Raw genomic sequence first — 16,308 nt, 5'->3', positions numbered from 1 at the left:
GATATCGAAACCCCGCCTCGCGCGGGGTTTCTTTTGTTCGCGCCGCGAATATGGGAAACTAGCGCGCTACTTAGGAGGACCGATGCGCACCCTGACGTTGATACTGCTCGCCCTGTTAGGCACCCTGCAATACCACCTGTGGTGGGGGAAAAACGGTTTGGCCGAATACCACGAAGCCAGGGCCAGTGTCGCCCGTCAGATGACGGATAACGAGCAGTTGGTGGCGCGCAACGCCCTGCTTTACCGGGAAATCGAAGATCTCAATAGCGGCCTGGCGGCGGTGGAAGAGCTGGCCCGCAACGATCTCGGCATGATCAAGCCCGGGGAAACCTTCTACCGGCTGCTGCCTGCGCAGGATATGCCCCGGCGATGAACGCCTGGACGCCCTTGACGGCGATAGTGCCGGCGGCCGGCGTGGGCAAGCGCATGGCCGCGGACATTCCCAAGCAGTACCTGCCGCTGGCGGGCAGGACGGTGCTCGAACATACCCTGAGCCGGCTGCTGGAACACCCCGCCATCACCAGGATTGTGGTGGCCACGGGGGAGCAGGATGAGTGGTTTCCCACGCTGGCCATCGCCCGGGATACCAGGATCGAGCGGGTGATCGGTGGCCGGGAACGGGCCGATTCGGTGCTCAACGCCCTGGCCCGGGTCGATACCGGCCGGGTGCTGGTGCACGACGCGGCCCGACCCTGCCTGCACCGGTGTGATCTGGATGCGCTGCTGACGGCGGCGGATCAGCCGCAAGGGGCCATACTGGCGTGCCGGGTGCGGGATACCATGAAGCGGGGCGATGGCCGGGGCGCCATCATGGAGAGCGTGTCGCGGGACGAGCTGTGGCATGCGCTCACGCCCCAGTGCTTTGCCACCGGGCCGTTGCGCCGGGCCCTGAGCGCGGCACTGCGCCAGGGACTGGCCATTACCGACGAAGCCTCGGCCATGGAGTGGGCCGGCTTCCACCCCCGCCTGGTGGAAGGACGGGGCGACAATATCAAGATTACCCGGCCGGAAGATCTGGCGCTGGCGGCGTTTTTTCTGCAGCAGATGATAGAGAGCGAGACATGATGCGAATCGGGCACGGTTTTGACGTGCATAAATTTGGCGGCGAGGGGCCCTGTATCCTGGCCGGCGTGGCGGTGCCCTACCCGCAGGGGCTGCTGGCCCATTCGGACGGGGACGTGGTCCTGCACGCCCTCTGTGACGCCCTGCTCGGGGCCATCGGCGCCGGCGATATCGGCCGCCACTTCCCGGATACGGATGCGGCCTATGCCGGTATCGACAGCCGCATCCTGCTGCGCGACGTGTTCAAACGAGTCAGGCAGGCCGGCTTTGTGCTCGGCAACGCCGACGTCACCGTGCTGGCCCAGGCGCCCAGGCTGGCGCCTTTTATCGGCGCCATGGCGGCTAATATCGCCGCCGATCTGGAGACGGAGGTCGGCCGGGTCAACGTCAAGGCGACCACCACCGAACAACTCGGCTTTGTCGGCCGCAAAGAGGGCATCGCGGCCGAAGCCGTGGTGTTACTGGTAACAGCATGAACAACTGGCATTATCTGCACGGACAACCGGACTATCGCGGCCGCCTGAAGGCGGCGCCCGAAGATTTTATCGTGCGCGAGGACCTGGGGTTCGAGCCCGGCGGTGAAGGCGAACATATTCTGCTGCATGTGCGCAAGCGGGGCCAGAATACCCAATGGGTGGCGCGCGAGTTGGCCCGGCTGGCCGGGGTAGCCCAGCGGGACGTGACCTGGGCCGGGTTGAAGGACAGGCACGCGGTCACCGAGCAGTGGTTCGGCGTCCACCTACCGGGCAAGGATATGCCGGATTTCTCCCCCCTGGAAAACGACGATGTCCAGATCCTGGCCATTGCCCGCCACCATAAAAAGCTGAAGACCGGCGCCCTCAGGGGCAACTGGTTCGAGCTCAGGATCACCGGACTGGAAGGCGAAGGCGATCTGGACGCCCGCCTGGCGGCCATTGCCGCCCGCGGGGTGCCTAATTATTATGGGGATCAGCGCTTCGGCCGGGACTACGGCAACCTGGAGCAGGCCAGGGCCATGTTCGGCGGCCGCCGCATCAAGGATCGCAACAAGCGGTCGCTGTTCCTGTCTTCCGCCCGTAGCTATCTGTTCAACCTGGCCGCCAGCCATCGTCTGGTGGCCGGCCTGGGGGAACAGCTGTTGGACGGTGACTGCGTGATGCTGGCCGGCAGCCAGTCCTTCTTTACCCTGGGTGAGGACAACCCCCTCGACGAAGTCATGCTGGCACGCTTCGCCACTGGCGATATTCGCCCGAGCGCGCCCCTGTGGGGGCGCGGGCGGCTACCGAGCCAGGAGGCCGCAGCCGAGCTGGAACTGGCGGCGCTGGCGGGGCAGGACGAGCTGTGCGCCGGGCTGGAGGCCAATGGCCTCAAGCAGGAGCGGCGGGCGCTGCTGCTGAAGCCGGAACGGATGGACTGGCAACGGCAGGAACAGGTGTTGCGGTTGTCGTTCTGGCTGCCGGCGGGCAGCTATGCCACCAGTGTGGTGCGGGAGCTGATCAAGGATAGCGAGTTTGATGAAGATATTAGTGAGTAATGACGACGGGGTGAATGCCCTGGGTATTCGTACCCTGAGCCGGGTACTGGCGGAGTTTGCCGAGGTGGTGACGGTGGCGCCGGATCGCAATCGCAGCGGTGCCAGCCATTCCCTGACCCTGGAGGTACCGCTGCGGGCCGACCAGCTCGATGAGTCCGGTTTCTATTCGGTCAAGGGCACGCCTACCGACTGTGTGCACTGGGCGGTCAACAGCCTGCTGGATCCGGATCCGGACATGGTGGTGGCCGGCATCAACCACGGCGCCAACCTGGGCGATGACGTGCTCTATTCCGGTACCGTGGCGGCCGCCACCGAGGGCCGCCACCTGGGCCTGCCGGCGGTGGCGGTGTCCCTGTGCGGCCACCGGTACTTCGACACCGCGGCGCACTTCGCCTCCCAACTGGTGCAGGGATTGCTGCGGGCGCCGCTGTCGGCCAACCAGATCCTCAACGTCAACGTGCCCGACTTGCCCCTGGCGGAGATTCGGGGTATCAAAGTGACTCGTTTGGGTAATCGTCACCGCTCCGAGGCGGTACTGAAAGAATTCGATCCCCGGGGGCGGCCCATCTACTGGATAGGCCCTCCCGGTGCCAAGCAGGATGCGGGGGAGGGGACCGACTTCGATGCGGTGGAACGGGGCTTCGTTTCCATTACCCCGCTCACCATTGACATGACCGCCTATAGCCAGATGGCGGCGCTGGCCGATTGGATAAAAGAAGTGGAGTAACGTGTGCTTACGTTAGCAGGACAGCAGCTCTATCGTCAGCTGCAGCAGCAGGGAATCAAGGATGAACGGGTGTTGCAGGCGATCGCCCGTCTTCCGAGAGCGCAGTTCGTCGATGAAGCCATGGCCCACAAGGCCTGGGAAAACAGTGCCCTGCCCATCGGCTTCGGCCAGACCATTTCCCAGCCCTATATAGTGGCGCGGATGACGGAAATCCTGTTGTCCCGGCAGCCGGGGCGGGTGCTGGAAATCGGGACCGGCTCGGGTTTTCAGACCGCGGTGCTGGCCCAACTGGTCGAGCAGGTGTTTACCATCGAACGGATCAAGGCGCTGCAGTATCAGGCCCGGCGCCGGCTGCAGCGGCTGGATTTACACAACGTGGCCACCAAGCACGGCGATGGCTGGCAGGGCTGGGCCAGTAAAGCGCCGTTCGACGCCATTCTGGTCACGGCGGCGGCCAGCCAGACGCCCCAGGCCCTGCTGGCGCAGTTGGCCGAAGGCGGACGCATGGTGATCCCGGTTGGCCAAAGCAGTCAGACCCTGTGGCTGTACGAACGTACTGGCGACAGTTTTCCGCGTACCGAGCTTGAAGCGGTGCGCTTTGTACCTTTGGTTCAAGGTGAGCTTGAGTGAGACTATTTTCGCGTTTGTATCGACAGGTGATGATGTGGGCGGTGCACCGGCACGCCCCGGTGTATTTGTCCATGACCAGCTTTGTCGAGTCGATATTCTGGCCGGTGCCGGTGGATGTAATGCTGGCCCCCATGGCCCTGGCCAAGCCGGAGCTGGCCTGGCGCTACGCCTCCCTGGCCACCCTGTTTTCGGTATTGGGGGCGGTGTTCGGCTACCTGCTCGGTTATGCCCTGTGGGAGCCATTGGTGGAGCCCTTCATCAACACCATGGGCTATCAGGACAAGATACTACTGGCGCAGCAGTGGTTCAGTGACTGGGGCGTCTGGGTCATCTTTATCGCCAGCTTTACCCCCATCCCCTACAAGGTATTTACCGTCACCGCCGGCTTGTTGCAGATGGCGTTCCTGCCCTTTGTGGTCATCTCCCTGGTGGGGCGCGGCATGCGCTTCTTCCTGGTGTCCGGGCTGATGGTATGGGGAGGGGTCAGGATGGAGCGCAAGCTTATCCAGTATATCGACATCCTGGGTTGGCTCTGTGTCGTCGCGGCGGTGGCCGCTTACCTGTTGCTGAGACACTGATGCGGGGCTGGGGGCATCCTTTCCGGCTGGCGTGTATCAATCTGGTATTGATCGCGCTGTTGGCGGCCTGCTCCTCGTCCCGCCCGGCGCCGGTGGTAGGCGCCGGCGGCCACGCTCGTGGCAATATGCAGGCCGGCGGCCAGGGCTATGTGGTGGTCAAGGGGGATACTCTCTATTCCATCGCCTGGCAGGCCGGCACCGATGTGCCCACCCTGGCCAGGCACAATAATATCAGCCCGCCCTACCAGATTTATCCCGGCCAGACCCTGCGACTGGATGTGGCGGGCCGGGGGCGGGCGAGCTACCGGGTGCGAAGAGGCGATACCCTGAGCGCCATTGCCCGCCGAAGCGGGCAGTCGGTCGCCGATCTGGCCACCCTCAATGGCCTGAAGCCGCCCTATCGCATCTATGTCGGCCAGCCGTTGATCCTGCGTGCGGTGCTATCTCCAGCTTCTTCCCCTGTCGTCAAACCGAGTGTTCCTGAGGTCAAATCGCCCTCTCCGGCCGCCCGGCCGTCCGCCTCCCAGGGGGCCAGCCGCGCCGGCAAGCTGTCTGGTACGAGCACCCCGATAAAATCGACCAAGCCCCTTGCGCCGGTCCGAGGAAAGGAATACGCTGATTCGAAAGTACAAAAAAACGCCGCTGTCAATACCGCTATCGTCTGGCGGTGGCCGGCTCAGGGCCCGGTTATTTCCGGGTTCTCACTGGCCGAAACCGGTAACAAGGGTATTGATATCAGGGGCAGCAGGGGGCAGGCCGTCAAGGCTTCTGCCGCCGGTAAGGTAGTTTACGCAGGGAATGCGCTACGTGGTTACGGCAATCTGATCATCATCAAACACAACGATGATTACTTGTCGGCCTATGCCCACAACGAGGTGCTCCGGGTCAAGGAGCAGCAAGCGGTGAGCGCAGGCCAACACATAGCGGATATGGGAAGCAGTGATACCACTGATGTCCGGTTGCATTTCGAGATCAGACACCAGGGAACATCGGTCGATCCGATGCGATATCTGCCAAAGCGATAGACACCGGGAGTCAGGTAGTACCCGGATTTAGGGAGAACTGCCATGAGTCATAGCAAAGAAATGCTCCACGACGAAGACGTGGACTTTGATGCTGATGTTGAGCTGGAAACGATCGGCACTGCCCAGAGCGATGAAGAGCAGGAGAGTATTCAGGAAGAAGAAATCCTCAGCGCACCCAGTCAACGTACTTTGGATGTAACCCAGTTATATTTGGGGGAAATCGGTTTTTCTCCGCTGCTGACGGCGGAAGAGGAAGTCCATTATGCCCGTCGGGCATTACGCGGCGATCTGGCCGCCCGCAAGCGGATGATCGAGTCCAACCTGCGGCTGGTGGTGAAGATTTCCCGCCGTTACAACAACCGCGGCCTGGCCCTGCTGGATTTGATCGAAGAGGGTAACCTTGGCCTGATCCGGGCGGTGGAGAAGTTCGACCCCGAACGGGGATTCCGCTTCTCGACCTACGCCACTTGGTGGATCCGCCAGACCATAGAGCGGGCCATCATGAACCAGACCCGCACTATCCGCCTGCCCATCCACGTCGTCAAAGAACTCAACGTCTACCTGCGCACCGCCCGCGAGCTGGCGCATCGGCTCGATCACGAGCCTACCGCCGAGGAAATTGCCGAGGCGCTGGACAAGCCCGTGGAAGACGTGTCGCGCATGCTCAAGCTGAACGAGAAAATCAGCTCGGTGGATACGCCCATCGGTGGTGACGGCGACAAGGCCCTGCTCGATGTGATCACCGACGAGCGGGACACGGATCCGGAAACCGAAACCCAGGACGACGACATGCGCTTGAGCCTGGTGCACTGGCTGGAAGAGCTCAATCCCAAGCAGCGGGAGGTGCTGGCCCGGCGCTTCGGCCTGCTCGGCTACGAAGCCTCTACCCTGGAAGACGTAGGCCGGGAGATCGGCCTGACCCGGGAACGGGTACGGCAGATCCAGGTGGAGGCCCTGCGCCGGCTGAAGGAAATCTTGACCCAGCAGGGGTTGTCCATCGATACCCTGTTCCACAGCGATTAAACGCAAGGCGGCTTCAGGCCGTTCGGGATAGTTTTCGGGATAGTTAAAGCAGGACGGCGGAGCCACAAGCTCCGCCGTCTTCTTTTTATCCTCAATGGACAGTTGCGAGCCTACTAGCAGCTTCCGGCCTGACTCTTAGTCGCAAGTCCGGCTGTCTGATTTAACGCAGAGAAGAGGCTACAGGGCCACCTCCGTCGACACGCCGCAAGTACGTCTATGTAGGCTCGCACATGCCGAATGTTGCGGAAACCGGAGGTATCGCCGTGCTGCGACTTGCCACTGGTAACTCGGTCGCGGCAATACCTCCGGTGCAAGGCGCTTCGCGCCCCCTGGCATGTGACGGTCGGTGGAGGCCATCCCTGTTGCCTCTTTCCAGCCCCGACGCCGTCTGATAGTGGTGCCAACAGGCGGCAGCGGGGCGATAGGGAGGACAAAGGGCGCAGCGAAGCCGGCCCTCCGCGCCAGGGCCGGAAAATGCTCCTGCCGTTCCGGCATTCCCGCTATCCATGGCGGTCAGAGGCGCGGCGGAGCCCCCATGGGGCGAGCTTGCTCGCCGTGACGAGCCATTTCGGCCTGACCGAACACCCAGTGAATGTTCGCAGCAGGCCGAAATGGCGAGTATCAGGTCCCACGGCGTGCCGAAGGAGTAGTGCGCTTTGGCCGATGTTTTATGCCTTATCAAACGTCAACAAAAACTTGTGACCAAGAGTCAGGCTTCCGGCTTATAACGTTTGGCGCAGCTTTTTCATCTGATACAGCAGCTCCAGGGCCCGGCGCGGGCTCAGCTCATCCGGCTGTAATTCATCGAGCAGTGCCAGGGCCGGGTCCGGCTCGGCCTCGAACAGGGGCAGTGAGGGTTGGATATCACGCTTTGACCGGGGTTGACTGGCCGGCGGCTGATGGCCCTGCTCCAGTTCGGCCAGCTTCTGTTTGGCCAGCACCAGCACCGCCCTCGGCACGCCCGCCAGGGCGGCCACCTGCAGACCGTAGGAACGGCTGGCGGCGCCTTCCTGTACCGCGTGCATAAAGGCGATGCTGTCCTGGTGCTCCACCGCGTCCAGGTGCACGTTGGCGACCATGGGCCAGAGTCCGGCCAGCTCGGTCAGCTCGAAATAATGGGTGGCGAACAGGGTATAGGCATGCAGCCGGTTTGCCAGGGCATCGGCGCAGGCCCAGGCCAGGGCCAGGCCGTCGTAGGTGCTGGTGCCGCGGCCGATCTCGTCCATCAGCACCAGGCTGTGGCGGCTGGCGTTGTTGAGGATATTGGCGGTTTCGGTCATTTCCACCATAAAGGTGGAGCGGCCCGAGGCCAGATCGTCGGAGGCGCCGATACGGGTGAAGATGCGGTCCACCTTGCCGATCCTGGCTTTTTGCGCCGGCACGAAGGAACCGATATAGGCCATCAGCACGATCAGTGCCGTTTGCCGCATATAGGTGGATTTTCCCCCCATGTTCGGCCCGGTGATCACCAGCATCTTGCGTTGGGCCGAGAGGCTGAGCGGGTTGGCGATAAAGGGATCCGTCATCACCTGCTCCACCACCGGATGGCGTCCCTCCTCGATCTCGATCACCTCGTCATCGGTGAGCTCCGGCCGGCAGTAGTCCAGGCTTTCCGCCCGTTCCGCCAGGTTGGCGAACACATCGGCCTGTGCCAGCGCCGCGGCACTTTGCTGCAGCGGCCCCAGCCGCTCCAGCAGCCGGTCGAGCAGGGCCTCGTAGAGCTTTTTCTCCAGCACCAGCCCCTTGCTCTGGGCGTTGAGCACCTTGTCTTCATACTCTTTCAGCTCGGGGATGATATAGCGTTCGTTGTTCTTCAGCGTCTGGCGGCGCACGTAGTGCACCGGCACCTGGTGGGCACTGGCGCGACTCACCTCGATATAGAAGCCGTGCACCCTGTTGTAGGCCACCCTGAGGGTATGGATGCCGGTGGCGGCTTTTTCCCGTGCCTCCAGCTCTTCCAGGTAGCGGTGGGCGCCGGCGGCCAGCTCGCGCAGCTCATCCAGCTCGGGGCTGAAGCCGTCGCGGATCACACCACCGTCGCGGATCAGCACCGGCGGGGTGTCGACCACGGCGCTTTCCAGCAGCTCTGCCAGTTCGGGGAACTGGCCGATCCGCTCCGCCAGGGAGTCGAGGCAGGACGGCGCCGCCTCCGCCAGTATTGCCTGAATATCGGGCAGGGCCTGCAGGGCGGTGCGCAGCCGGCTCAAATCCCGGGGGCGGGCGGAGCGCAGCGCCAGTCGGGCCAGCACCCGCTCCATGTCGCCCACCTGACGCAACAGCGGCCGTAGCTCATCGTGGCGCCCCTGCTCCATCAGCATGGCGATGAGCTCCTGTCGTCCGCCGAGCTCGGTGGCATTACGGCTGGGCTGGTGGATCCAGCGTTTGAGCAGGCGGCTGCCCATGGGGGTGGCGGTGTTGTCCAGCACTTCCGCCAGGGTATTCTCCACCGTGCCCGACAGGTTGAGGGTCAGTTCCAGGTTGCGGCGGGTGGCGGCGTCCATGATCACCATGTCCTGGCCGCGCTCCAGGCGGATGCCGTTGATATGGGGTAGGGCGGTACGCTGGGTATCCTTCACATACTGCAGCAGGCAGCCGGCGGCGCAGAGGGCGGTGGCGGACTGCTCTACCCCGAAGCCGACCAGATCCCGGGTGCCGAACTGCTGGCACAGCAGGTGACGGGCGGTGCCCAGATCGAACTCCCACTCGGGCCGGCGGCGCAGTCCCTTGCGCTGCTCGATGAGGGGGAACCAGCCGAACCCTTCCGGATAGAGCAGTTCGGCGGGCTGGGTGCGCTGTAGCTCGGCGGTTAGCGCCTCTTCTTCCCGGAACTGGTTGATCACGAAACGTCCGGTGCTGACGTCGAGGATGCCGAAGCCGAACTGCTGACCGTCGTGGTAGACGGCCGCCAGGCAGTTGTCCTGGCGCTCAACGAGCAGGGCCTCGTCGGACAGGGTGCCCGGGGTGACGATGCGCACTACCTGCCGCTCTACCGGCCCCTTGCTGGTGGCCGGGTCGCCGATCTGCTCGCAGATGGCCACCGATTCGCCCAGCTGTACCAGCCGGGCCAGGTAGTTTTCCGCCGCATGGTAGGGCACACCGGCCATGGGGATGGGCGAGCCGGCCGATTGGCCACGCTTGGTCAGGGAGATATCCAGCAATCGCGAGGCTTTCTTGGCATCGTCGTAGAACAGCTCATAAAAATCCCCCATGCGATAGAACAACAGAATGTCCGGATGCTGCGCCTTGAGCGAAAGATACTGTTGCATCATGGGCGTATGCTGGGTTTTGTCTTGATTCATAATCTAAATCAATACCTTATCTTTTTATGAGTGTGTTGCTGAGGCGGATCGCGGGCGATTGGCATTGGCGCTGCCGGCCCGGGTCGGCATAATACCAGCATATTGGCTTGAGCACATGACCCGGGGAGGCGGCTTTGCACCAAGCGACACTGGCACGACAATTGGGCGAGGCATTGCAGGTGCGGGGCTGGATGATGGCGACGGCCGAATCCTGTACCGGCGGCGGTATCGCCTCGGCTCTCACCGATATCGCCGGCAGCTCGGCCTGGTTCGACCGGGGCTTCGTCACCTACTCCAATGCCGCCAAGAGCGAGATGCTGGGCGTGGATCTGGCGCTGATCGAGCGTTGTGGCGCGGTCAGTGAAGACGTGGTGGAGGCCATGGCCAGGGGCGCCTGTGCCAGGTCGGGCTGCGCCCTGAGCGTGGCGGTGAGCGGGGTGGCCGGGCCCGGTGGCGGCAGCGAGGAAAAACCGGTCGGTACCGTCTGGCTGGCTTGTTACCTGGCGCCGGCCGACCGGCTGAGCTGTCGCCGGCTGCAACTCGAGGGTGACCGGAGCGCCGTGCGCCGGCAAAGTATCCAGGCGGCCTTGCAGGACTGCCTGGCCCTGGTGCACGGAACCCGGACTTGATACTGTACGAATAAACAGTATACTCAACCTATATTTCAAGACGCATCAGCAATTCAGCGGAGCACCTCATGGATCAGAACAAAGAAAAAGCCTTGGCCGCCGCCCTGGGCCAGATTGAAAAACAGTTTGGCAAAGGCTCCATCATGCGGCTGGGCGACAACAAGGCTTTGAATGTCGAAGCCATTTCCACCGGCTCCCTGTCGCTGGACATCGCACTGGGCATCGGTGGCCTGCCGACCGGCCGTATCGTCGAGATCTATGGCCCCGAGTCTTCCGGTAAAACCACCCTCACCCTGCAGGTGATTGCCGAGGCACAGCGCCAGGGCAAGGTGTGTGCCTTCGTCGATGCCGAGCATGCGCTGGATCCGGTGTACGCGGGCAAGTTGGGGGTGAATGTGGACGATCTGCTGGTGTCCCAGCCGGATACCGGTGAACAGGCGCTGGAGATCTGCGACATGCTGGTGCGCTCCGGTGCCGTCGACGTCATCATCGTCGACTCGGTGGCGGCGCTGACTCCCCGTGCCGAAATCGAAGGCGAAATGGGCGACTCCCACGTCGGCCTGCAGGCCCGGCTGATGTCCCAGGCGCTGCGCAAGTTGACCGGCAACATCAAGAGCGCCAACTGCCTGTGCATCTTCATCAACCAGATCCGCATGAAGATCGGCGTCATGTTCGGCAGCCCCGAAACCACCACCGGCGGTAACGCGCTCAAGTTCTACGCCTCGGTGCGCCTCGACATCCGTCGTATCGGCTCCATCAAGGAAGGCGACGAAGTGGTGGGCAACGAAACCCGGGTCAAGGTGGTCAAGAACAAGGTGGCGCCGCCGTTCAAGCAGGCCGAATTCCAGATCATGTACGGCGCCGGCATTTCCAAGGAAGGGGAGCTGATCGAGCTGGGCGTCAAGCACAAGCTGATCGAAAAGGCCGGGGCCTGGTACAGCTACAAGGGCGACAAGATAGGCCAGGGCAAGGCCAACTCCATCAAGTACCTGCGCGAACACAAGAACATCTCCGACGAGATCGAGCAGCAACTGCGTCAGCTGTTGCTGCTGGCACCGGGGGCGGCCAAGGAAGACAACGGCGACAAGGATTATGAAACCGTCGCCGAGCTGGACGGACCGGACGGCGGCGACGACTTTTAACCGAAAGGCCGGGACATTCCCGGCCTTTGTTTTAGCAGCACACCATGGAAGCGAACCTTACCCCACAGCAACTCTGGGACTGCGCCCTGAGACTCCTGTCTCGTCGGGATCACAGCCGGCGCGAACTGGCGCAAAAGCTGCGCCAGCGTCAATTCGACCCCGAGTGGATCGAGCAGGCGCTGGATCGGCTGGAGCAGCAGCACTGGCTGGCGGACAGCCGTTTTGCCGCCGTGCAGGTGCGCCAGCATGTGCTGAAAAGGCACGGCCCCCTGCGTATCCGCGCCGAGCTGCAGCGCAAGGGCGTCGGCCCGGCGGAGATCGCGCAGGCACTGGCGGCGGAGGATCCCGACTGGTTCGAACTGGCCCGGCTGTGTTACCGGGCCCGCTTCGGTCCCGACGAGCGGCTGGACATGAAAGAGCGGGCCCGGCGCATGCGCTACCTGCAGGCCAGGGGTTTTGCCCCCGATCATATCCGTTATGCCCTGGAATCGGCCGACGAATAGCACTTTCTCTCCTGCCGCCGCAAGGCGCGTTTTACATTGCCCCGGATACCTTTTAAATTATCCGGGTTAACGCCTATGAAACCCAGCAATAGAACAGGATTATCCATGCAGATGACCACATCTGAGTTACGCACCGCGTTTCTCGAGTATTTCCGCCAGCAGGGCCACCAGGTGGTGGCGTCCAGCTCGCTGGTGCCCCATAACGACCCGACCCTGCTGTTTACCAACGCCGGCATGAACCAGTTCAAGGATCTGTTCCTCGGGCTGGAGCAGCGGGCCTACAACAGGGCGGTCAGCTCCCAGCGTTGCGTGCGAGCCGGCGGCAAGCACAACGATCTGGAGAACGTGGGCTATACCGCGCGTCACCATACGTTCTTTGAAATGCTGGGTAATTTCAGTTTTGGCGACTACTTCAAGCAGGATGCCATCCGCTTTGCCTGGGAATTCCTGACCGGCGTGGTCAAGCTGCCGCAGGACAAGCTGTGGGTGACCGTCTATGCCACCGACGACGAGGCGTTCGATATCTGGGCCAAGGAGATAGGGGTGCCCGTCGAGCGCATCGTGCGTATCGGCGACAACAAGGGCGCGCAGTATGCCTCCGACAACTTCTGGACCATGGGCGATACCGGTCCGTGCGGCCCCTGCACCGAGATCTTCTACGATCACGGCCCCGAGATCTGGGGTGGCCCTCCCGGCAGCCCGGAAGAAGACGGCGACCGCTATATCGAGATCTGGAACCTGGTGTTCATGCAGTTCAACCGGCAGGCGGACGGCACCATGGAGCCGCTGCCCAAACCGTCGGTGGACACCGGAATGGGCCTGGAACGGATCGCCACCATCCTGCAGGGGGTGCATTCCAACTACGAGATCGACCTGTTCCAGGCGCTGATCAAGGCGGCGGCCCAGGCGGTGGGCACCGAGGATCTGGACAACAAGTCGCTGCGGGTGATCGCCGACCATATCCGCTCCTGCTCTTTCCTGATCGCCGATGGCGTCATGCCGTCCAACGAGGGCCGGGGCTATGTGCTGCGCCGCATCATCCGCCGCGCCGTACGGCACGGCCGCAAGCTGGGTGCCGAGCAGGCCTTCTTTTACACCCTGGTGGGGGCGCTGTGCGAGCAGATGTCTGATGCCTACCCGGAGCTGAACAGCCAGCGTGCCGTTATCGAGAAGGTGCTGCGGCTGGAAGAAGAGCAGTTTGCCCGCACCCTGGGGCGTGGCCTGCAACTGCTGGAAGAGGCCATCGACAATCTGGGCGACGGCAAGGTGCTGCCCGGCGAGGTGGTGTTCAAGCTGTACGACACTTACGGCTTCCCGGCGGATCTGACTGCGGACGTGCTGCGTGATCGCGAGCTCAGCATCGATGAGGACGGCTTCGAGACCCTGATGCAGCAGCAGCGGGAGCGGGCCAAGCAGGCCTCCAACTTCGGGGTGGATTACTCCAGGGTGATCAAGGTGGACGGTCACACCGACTTCACCGGCTACCAGCATCTGGCCGAACCGGCCCGGGTGACTGCGCTGTTCAAGGACGGAGAGCCGGTGCCGGCACTGATCGCCGGTGAGGAGGGGGCAGTGGTACTGGACAAGACCCCCTTCTACGCCGAGTCCGGCGGCCAGGTGGGCGACACCGGGGTGATCAAGATGGACGACGGCCTGTTCGTGGTCAGGGACACCCAGAAGGCCGGCAACGGCATACTGCACCTGGGTTACCTGGAGCTGGGTACCCTGGAGCAGGAAGAAACCGTCACCGCCGCGGTCGACAGCTACCGTCGCCAGGCCACCGCACTCAACCACTCGGTCACGCACCTGCTGCACGCCTGCCTGCGCAAGCTGCTGGGCGAGCACGTGATCCAGAAAGGTTCGCTGGTGGGCCCGGACCGGCTGCGCTTCGATTTCTCTCATCTGGAGGCGATGAGCCCGCAGGACATCCGCGAAGTCGAGGACATGGTCAACAAGGAGATCCGGGCCAACCACGCGGTGTCCACCGCGCTGATGGACCTGGACGCCGCCAAACATGCCGGTGCCATGGCGTTGTTCGGCGAGAAATACGATGACGAGGTGCGGGTGGTGACCATGGGTGAGGCGTCCACCGAGTTGTGTGGCGGTACCCACGTACAGCGCACCGGTGATATTGGCCTGTTCAAGATCCTGTCCGAGAGCGGCATCGCCGCCGGTATTCGTCGCATCGAGGCGGTGACCGGTGACGCGGCCCTGGCCTACCTGCATCAGCTGGATCACGAACTGGCCCTGGCTGCCGGCATGGTCAAGGGAGACCTGTTCTCGGTTTCCGCCAAGGTGCGCCAGGTACTGGACCGCAGCCGTCAGCTCGAGAAGGAAATCGAGCAGCTCAAGGCCAGGCTCACCGCCCAGGCGGGTGTTTCCCTGCTGGAGCAGGTCATTGACGTCAACGGCACCAAGGTGCTGGTGGCCAACCTGGAGGGGGTGGATGCAAAATCCCTGCGCGGCTCGCTGGACGACCTCAAGGCCAAGCTGCAGTCCGGGGTGGTGGTGCTGGCGACCGTGGCCGACGGCAAGGTCAGCCTGATTGCCGGGGTGACCAAGGATCTGACCGACAAGGTCAAGGCCGGCGAGCTGGTCAACCTGGTGGCCCGGCAGGTGGGCGGCAAGGGCGGTGGCCGGCCGGACATGGCCCAGGCCGGTGGTACCGAGCCGGCGCAGCTGCCGGCGGCGCTGGCCTCGATCACGCCCTGGTTGACAGAGCGGCTATAATCCTGAACGGTGATAGTGGCAATTTCAGGGGCCTGTCGTTGACAGGCCCCTTGATTTTATGGCCGGCGCCCCCATTTGTTACCGGACGGGGACTAGGTTTTTTAGAGCCTTTATTGGATAATAAATAACATTTTTAACTAATACACAGATTAACAGGAGCAGCCATATGCTGATATTGACTCGTCGAGTGGGGGAAACCCTGATGATTGGTGATGAAGTCACCGTGACCGTGCTGGGCGTCAAGGGTAACCAGGTACGCATCGGCGTCAACGCGCCGAAAGAAGTTTCCGTGCATCGTGAAGAGATTTACATGCGCATACAGGCTGAGAAAGGCACCGGTCAGGACAGCCAGTACTAAGACTTTTCGGGGCGTTTTTTGTTCGGGTTGGCTGCTTTTAACCCATTGTGTTTGAAGACTGTTCGAATGGAAAACTGATTGGAAAAAGTGTTTGACTTATTTTCGCCGGACAGTAATATACGCCCCGCAAACACGGTGAGGTGGCCGAGAGGCTGAAGGCGCTCCCCTGCTAAGGGAGTATGCGGCTTATACCCGCATCGAGGGTTCGAATCCCTCCTTCACCGCCATTTACGCATCCGTAGCTCAGCTGGATAGAGTACTCGGCTACGAACCGAGCGGTCGGAGGTTCGAATCCTCCCGGATGCGCCATATTACACAAGACAGTTTTTTAGAGAAGCATCCGTAGCTCAGCTGGATAGAGTACTCGGCTACGAACCGAGCGGTCGGAGGTTCGAATCCTCCCGGATGCGCCATCTAAGATTCCCGATGATTTCAACATTGCATCCGTAGCTCAGCTGGATAGAGTACTCGGCTACGAACCGAGCGGTCGGAGGTTCGAATCCTCCCGGATGCGCCATTTTCCAAAAACAAAAAGCCGGCCTAGGGCCGGCTTTTTGTTTTCCTCTTTGATGTTCACTCCACCTCCCCCTTGTTATCAATTTGTATACAAACGACATTGATGATGGATTTTCTGCATATTTATTCTTAATTTTTAGCTTTAAATGTGTAAAGTGTGGCTTGAGTCATATTTTTTTTGTAATCTTTACAACATTTTTAGAATGTAACATTGCCAAGGCAACCTCAAGCTGGGTATGCTCTTGGCCGGATATTGTACAGCAAGGAGCATGCTGATGAATCAGGTCACTTCCCAACTGTTTGATGCCGCCACCTTGATGGGGTTGGGGATGGTATTCGTATTTGCCTTCCTGTCCCTGACCATAGTGGCGGTCAAGGTCCTCTCGCGGATTGCCGGCGAAGCAGCACCGCAACCGGTCGCGGTTACGACCACGGCGGCGCCAGCCCCAGCCCCCGGACCGAGCCCGCAGAAACTGGCGGCGATCAGTGCCGCCATTACGCAGTACAAAAACAATAAAAAAGGCTGAGCCCCGCTCAGACACGGACTAACCGGAAACGGAACTTAACGGAGCC

16 protein-coding genes and 4 tRNA genes are annotated in these 16,308 nt (G+C 62.2%); 19 read left to right on the top strand and 1 reads right to left on the bottom strand.

The annotated features are described in order from the left end of the window. The first annotated feature begins 82 nt into the window (after nt 1-82). Genes ftsB through rpoS form a run of 9 tightly spaced genes read left to right on the top strand, consistent with a single transcriptional unit; the run spans nt 83 to nt 6,558 of the window. Nucleotides 83-373, top strand: coding sequence for a cell division protein FtsB (ftsB, locus tag C7H85_RS08115; protein ID WP_106729194.1), 291 nt, complete (start codon nt 83-85; stop codon nt 371-373). After that, the gene (gene ispD, locus C7H85_RS08110; protein WP_106729193.1) at nt 370-1,065 is read left to right on the top strand and encodes a 2-C-methyl-D-erythritol 4-phosphate cytidylyltransferase; all 696 of its coding nucleotides are present in this window, start codon (nt 370-372) and stop codon (nt 1,063-1,065) included. The genes ftsB and ispD overlap by 4 nt, the downstream gene beginning before the upstream one ends. After that, nucleotides 1,062-1,538: a 2-C-methyl-D-erythritol 2,4-cyclodiphosphate synthase gene (ispF, locus tag C7H85_RS08105; protein WP_106729192.1), complete on the top strand. Its 477-nt coding sequence runs from the start codon at nt 1,062-1,064 to the stop codon at nt 1,536-1,538. Before ispD ends, ispF begins: the two co-directional genes overlap by 4 nt. After that, the gene (gene truD / locus C7H85_RS08100; RefSeq protein WP_106729191.1) at nt 1,535-2,575 is read left to right on the top strand and encodes a tRNA pseudouridine(13) synthase TruD; all 1,041 of its coding nucleotides are present in this window, start codon (nt 1,535-1,537) and stop codon (nt 2,573-2,575) included. The genes ispF and truD overlap by 4 nt, the downstream gene beginning before the upstream one ends. Then, a complete protein-coding gene (surE, locus tag C7H85_RS08095) occupies nt 2,556-3,302 on the top strand; it encodes a 5'/3'-nucleotidase SurE (RefSeq protein ID WP_106729190.1) in 747 nt (248 codons plus the stop codon). Before truD ends, surE begins: the two co-directional genes overlap by 20 nt. Before the next feature lie 3 nt (nt 3,303-3,305). Further along, a complete protein-coding gene (locus C7H85_RS08090; RefSeq protein WP_106729189.1) occupies nt 3,306-3,932 on the top strand; it encodes a protein-L-isoaspartate(D-aspartate) O-methyltransferase in 627 nt (208 codons plus the stop codon). After that, a complete protein-coding gene (locus tag C7H85_RS08085) occupies nt 3,929-4,510 on the top strand; it encodes a YqaA family protein (RefSeq protein ID WP_106729188.1) in 582 nt (193 codons plus the stop codon). The genes C7H85_RS08090 and C7H85_RS08085 overlap by 4 nt, the downstream gene beginning before the upstream one ends. After that, nucleotides 4,510-5,535 (top strand): LysM peptidoglycan-binding domain-containing protein, encoded by a 1,026-nt coding sequence (locus tag C7H85_RS08080; protein ID WP_106729187.1) that lies wholly within the window; start codon nt 4,510-4,512, stop codon nt 5,533-5,535. Before C7H85_RS08085 ends, C7H85_RS08080 begins: the two co-directional genes overlap by 1 nt. 42 nt (nt 5,536-5,577) lie before the next feature. Next, entirely contained in the window at nt 5,578-6,558 is a 981-nt protein-coding gene (gene rpoS, locus C7H85_RS08075; protein WP_106729186.1) for an RNA polymerase sigma factor RpoS, read from the top strand. A 722-nt stretch (nt 6,559-7,280) separates the two neighbouring features. Here rpoS and mutS read toward each other — a convergent pair. Then, the gene (gene mutS / locus C7H85_RS08070; protein ID WP_425445062.1) at nt 7,281-9,857 is read right to left on the bottom strand and encodes a DNA mismatch repair protein MutS; all 2,577 of its coding nucleotides are present in this window, start codon (nt 9,855-9,857) and stop codon (nt 7,281-7,283) included. Between the two features lie 191 nt (nt 9,858-10,048). On the opposite strand from mutS, the gene C7H85_RS08065 reads away from it, so the two are divergent. The 10 genes from C7H85_RS08065 to C7H85_RS08020 all read left to right on the top strand — a co-directional run bounded on the left by C7H85_RS08065 (nt 10,049) and on the right by C7H85_RS08020 (nt 16,262). After that, nucleotides 10,049-10,486 (top strand): CinA family protein, encoded by a 438-nt coding sequence (locus tag C7H85_RS08065; protein ID WP_245879619.1) that lies wholly within the window; start codon nt 10,049-10,051, stop codon nt 10,484-10,486. A 68-nt stretch (nt 10,487-10,554) separates the two neighbouring features. Continuing rightward, the gene (gene recA, locus C7H85_RS08060; protein WP_106729184.1) at nt 10,555-11,628 is read left to right on the top strand and encodes a recombinase RecA; all 1,074 of its coding nucleotides are present in this window, start codon (nt 10,555-10,557) and stop codon (nt 11,626-11,628) included. Nucleotides 11,629-11,672: 44 nt separating this feature from the next. Beyond that, nucleotides 11,673-12,131: a regulatory protein RecX gene (locus C7H85_RS08055; protein ID WP_106729183.1), complete on the top strand. Its 459-nt coding sequence runs from the start codon at nt 11,673-11,675 to the stop codon at nt 12,129-12,131. Nucleotides 12,132-12,236: 105 nt separating this feature from the next. Further along, nucleotides 12,237-14,861, top strand: coding sequence for an alanine--tRNA ligase (alaS, locus tag C7H85_RS08050; protein ID WP_106729182.1), 2,625 nt, complete (start codon nt 12,237-12,239; stop codon nt 14,859-14,861). Nucleotides 14,862-15,027: 166 nt separating this feature from the next. After that, nucleotides 15,028-15,219: a carbon storage regulator CsrA gene (gene csrA, locus C7H85_RS08045; protein ID WP_094040499.1), complete on the top strand. Its 192-nt coding sequence runs from the start codon at nt 15,028-15,030 to the stop codon at nt 15,217-15,219. Nucleotides 15,220-15,353: 134 nt separating this feature from the next. After that, nucleotides 15,354-15,446 (top strand) — tRNA-Ser (locus C7H85_RS08040). A 5-nt stretch (nt 15,447-15,451) separates the two neighbouring features. Then, nucleotides 15,452-15,528: transfer RNA gene (locus tag C7H85_RS08035), tRNA-Arg, on the top strand. Nucleotides 15,529-15,555: 27 nt separating this feature from the next. Beyond that, nucleotides 15,556-15,632 (top strand) — tRNA-Arg (locus C7H85_RS08030). Between the two features lie 27 nt (nt 15,633-15,659). Continuing rightward, a tRNA-Arg gene (locus tag C7H85_RS08025) sits at nt 15,660-15,736 on the top strand. Nucleotides 15,737-16,010: 274 nt separating this feature from the next. Further along, nucleotides 16,011-16,262 carry an OadG family transporter subunit gene (locus C7H85_RS08020; RefSeq protein ID WP_106729181.1) on the top strand — a complete coding sequence of 84 codons (252 nt, stop codon included), beginning with the start codon at nt 16,011-16,013 and terminating at the stop codon, nt 16,260-16,262. Nucleotides 16,263-16,308 lie beyond the last annotated feature (46 nt).

Origin of the sequence: Zobellella endophytica (assembly GCF_003012775.1) — a bacterium.
Classification (GTDB): Bacteria; Pseudomonadota; Gammaproteobacteria; order Enterobacterales; family Aeromonadaceae; genus Oceanimonas; species Oceanimonas endophytica.
The sequence above is the reverse complement of the archived record's forward strand: the minus strand, read 5'-3'. Positions and strand labels throughout refer to the sequence as shown.